Genomic DNA, 3298 nt, shown 5'->3' with positions numbered 1-3298 from the left:
GATTACGACAACGACAACGACAACGACAACGACAACGACAACGACAACGACAGCGTACCCGGGATCTCGGTCACCACATCAGTTCTGATCGCACTCGCGGGGCAGGGCGGCGCACCCGCGCGACCCGCGTCGCCGCGTGGTCCCGCCGCGAGCGGCCCCAGGTCAAGCGGCGCCTGGCCGCACCGCGGACCGCTCGCGGCGGGTCAGGCGCCACAGTCGATAGGCCGCCAGCGCGAAGCAGGCGGTGCCGAGCGCCGTCAGTGTCTGCTCGGTCCAGTGCATGGCAAGCGTCTTGGGGTTCATCATGGCGAGCGGCTGCAACGCAAAGATCATCAGCAGATTGACCGCGAACAGGAGTGCCGTGCCCCACCGGCGCAGGCTCACCGCGGCCCGGATCAGCAGCAGGCTGGCGGCGAGGTTGCCGAGACTGGCGAGCACCAGCAGCGGCAGGAACCAGCCCCGCGGGATCGCGAGCACCCAGTGGCGCAACGCCGCCGCGGCGAAGGCGAGCGCCACCACGGCCAGCGCGACCCGCCACAGCCCCGCGGGGACCCGTCGCCCCGCTTGGCCGAGCACCGCCCCCCACAGGGCCACGGCCAGCAGGGCGAAGCCGGGGGCCATCAGCGGGAACAGGGCAGTGGCCAGCCAGACCAGGTCCGTCCCGGTAGTCGCGGCGATCAGCTTCCAGGACGCCTTCGCCAACCCGCCGGCCAGGATCAGCCCGGCGCCCAGGAGGGCCAGCCCCCGGTCGGCCGGGTCGTGCTGCGCGACGTAGCGCGTCAGGAACCACAGGGCAAGGCCGGTCAGGGCGACCGGCAGGACGTTGTAGAGCGCGAGCGAGAGCGGAAAATCGGGTAGATTGGACATGCTGTGGCGACCATTGGGCGTCCGCACTGGGGACGACGTTTCATTGGCGGGAACATTGCGTCAGTATGGCGCCCCTGCCAAGCGACCGGGCCGCGGGATTGAACTCAGCGCGGCGGCCGGAGTCAACCAGGGGGCGAGCGGGTGCCAGGCGCGGCCCCGGGCGAATCCAGACCAGCGCCTTTGGTTTTTGCGCGTCCTGCCCCGATGTACCCGGTTGCGCGGCCTGGTGTCGGGCCGCGCGCCACGGTGCCCCATTTTGCGAGGATCGATCGGATGATGAATGCCAAGAACTTGAATATCCTGCTCTGGGTCGCCGTGTCCCTGTGGCTGGTGATGATGCTGAGCGGTCTGGCCGGACCCGGCCAGAGCGAGGCCCGGACCCTGAGCTACAGCCAGTTCCTCGCGGAACTCGGTGAGGGCGCCATCCAGGAGGTGCGCATTCAGGACCAGACCATCAAGGGCACGCGCACGGACGGCAGCCGCTTCGAGACCTTCAACCCCGGCGACCCGGGGCTCGTGGCCGATCTGCTCAAGAACGCCGTCACCATCCGCGCCGAGCCCCCGTCCCAGCCCAGCATCGTCGGTCAACTGCTGTCCGCCTGGCTGCCCTTCGTCGTGCTGATCGGCGTCTGGGTCTGGTTCATGCGCCGCGGCGGCGCCGGCGGCGGTGGACCCGGGGGCATCTTCGGCTTCGGCAAGAGCCGCGCCCGGCAGCACGCGGAGGGCGACATCAAGGTCACCCTGCGCGACGTGGCCGGCTGCGAAGAGGCGAAGGACGAGGTCGGCGAACTGGTCGAGTTCCTGCGCAACCCGCAGAAGTTTTCGAGCCTGGGCGGACACATCCCGCGCGGCGTGCTGATGGTCGGCCCGCCGGGAACGGGCAAGACCCTGCTGGCGCGGGCCATCGCCGGCGAGGCCAAGGTGCCGTTCTTCAGCATCTCGGGCTCGGACTTCGTGGAGATGTTTGTCGGCGTGGGCGCCTCGCGCGTGCGTGACCTCTTCGAGCAGGCCAAGAAGAGCGCCCCCTGCATCATCTTCATCGATGAGATCGACGCCGTGGGCCGCCGCCGCGGGGCCGGTCTGGGCGGTGGGCACGACGAGCGCGAGCAGACCCTGAACCAGCTCCTGGTCGAGATGGACGGCTTCGCCGGCAACGAGGGCATCATCGTCATCGCCGCCACCAACCGGGCCGACGTGCTGGACCCGGCCCTGCTGCGTCCCGGACGCTTCGACCGCCAGGTGGTCGTCGGCCTGCCGGATCTGAGCGGCCGCACCGCCATCCTTGAGGTGCACATGCGCAAGGTGCCCCTGGCCGATGACGTGGTCGCCCGCACCATCGCCCGCGGCACCCCCGGCTTCTCCGGGGCGGATCTGGCCAACCTGGTCAACGAGGCGGCCCTGTTCGCCGCCCGCGCGGGCCTGACCGCGGTCAACATGCAGATGTTCGAGAAGGCCAAGGACAAGATCATGATGGGTGCGGAGCGCCGCAGCATGGTGATGTCCGACACCGAGAAGAAGCTCACCGCCTACCACGAGGCCGGCCACGTCATCGTCGGGCGCCTGGTGCCGGAACACGACCCGGTACACAAGGTCAGCATCATCCCGCGCGGCCGGGCCCTGGGCGTCACCCTGTTCCTGCCCGAGCGTGACCGCTACAGCATGAGCAAGCGCCAATTGGAGAGCCAGATCTCCAGCCTGTTCGGCGGGCGTCTGGCGGAGGAACTGGTCTTCGGGCCTGAGCACGTCACCACCGGCGCCTCCAACGACCTGGAGCGCTCGACCGCCATCGCCCGCAAGATGGTCACGCGCTTCGGCCTCTCGGACAACCTGGGTCCCCTGGCCTACGCCGACGAGGAGGGGGAGGTCTTCCTGGGCCATTCGGTGACCCAGCAGCGCCAGATCTCGGACGACACGGCGGTGGCGATCGACAACGAGGTCCGGATCATCGTCGACCGCAACTACCAGCGCTCCAAGGACCTGCTGCTGGCGAACATGGACAAGCTCCACACCATGGCGGCGGCCCTCCTGCGCTTCGAGACCATCGACCGCGACCAGATCGAGGACGTCATGAACGGCCGCCCGGTGCGCGAGCCGCCCGAAGACAGCGCCCAGCCCGCGTCGGCCGCGGGCAGCGGGGCGCCGACCGGCGGGCAGCCGCGCGGGGAGCCGCCGGTTGTCGGCGGGCCCTTGGGTGGTCGGGTCTGAGCCTGCAATTGCGCAGGAGGGCGGGACCATCGCGCATCGGTTCAGAGGGTTCGATCGATGAAGTCCGCTCTACCCAAGAGTCCACCCAAGACACTCGCGCTACTCAGGGGCCTCACGGGATTCTTGAATGAGCTGGATCGGCAGCGCACGAAGACGGCGCACGCGGAGGTCGTGGAGCCCGATCTCGCGTAGCGGGTCGCGCAGCAATGCCGTTAAGTTGAGCCCT

2 protein-coding genes are annotated in these 3298 nt (G+C 69.4%); one reads left to right on the top strand and one right to left on the bottom strand.

Features of this window, described 5'->3' with window-relative positions; genetic code table 11:
- Positions 1–162: 162 nt before the first annotated feature.
- Complete coding sequence (locus QZY48_RS31945; RefSeq protein ID WP_295438292.1) at positions 163–867, bottom strand: hypothetical protein; 705 nt, start codon at positions 865–867, stop codon at positions 163–165.
- Between the two features lie 276 nt (positions 868–1143).
- Between QZY48_RS31945 and ftsH the strand changes: the two genes are divergently transcribed.
- Positions 1144–3072: an ATP-dependent zinc metalloprotease FtsH gene (gene ftsH, locus QZY48_RS31940; protein ID WP_295438290.1), complete on the top strand. Its 1929-nt coding sequence runs from the start codon at positions 1144–1146 to the stop codon at positions 3070–3072.
- The last annotated feature ends 226 nt before the right edge of the window (positions 3073–3298 follow it).

The sequence above is a fragment of the uncultured Thiodictyon sp. genome (assembly GCF_903828115.1).
Classification (GTDB): Bacteria; Pseudomonadota; Gammaproteobacteria; order Chromatiales; family Chromatiaceae; genus Thiodictyon.
The sequence above is the reverse complement of the archived record's forward strand: the minus strand, read 5'-3'. Positions and strand labels throughout refer to the sequence as shown.

What these genes read in the sequence shown, in the direction of transcription:
- ftsH (WP_295438290.1), top strand. Translation starts at nt 1,144, where the DNA reads ATGAATGCCAAGAACTTGAATATCCTGCTCTGGGTCGCCGTGTCCCTG.
- QZY48_RS31945 (WP_295438292.1), bottom strand. Translation starts at nt 867, where the DNA reads ATGTCCAATCTACCCGATTTTCCGCTCTCGCTCGCGCTCTACAACGTC.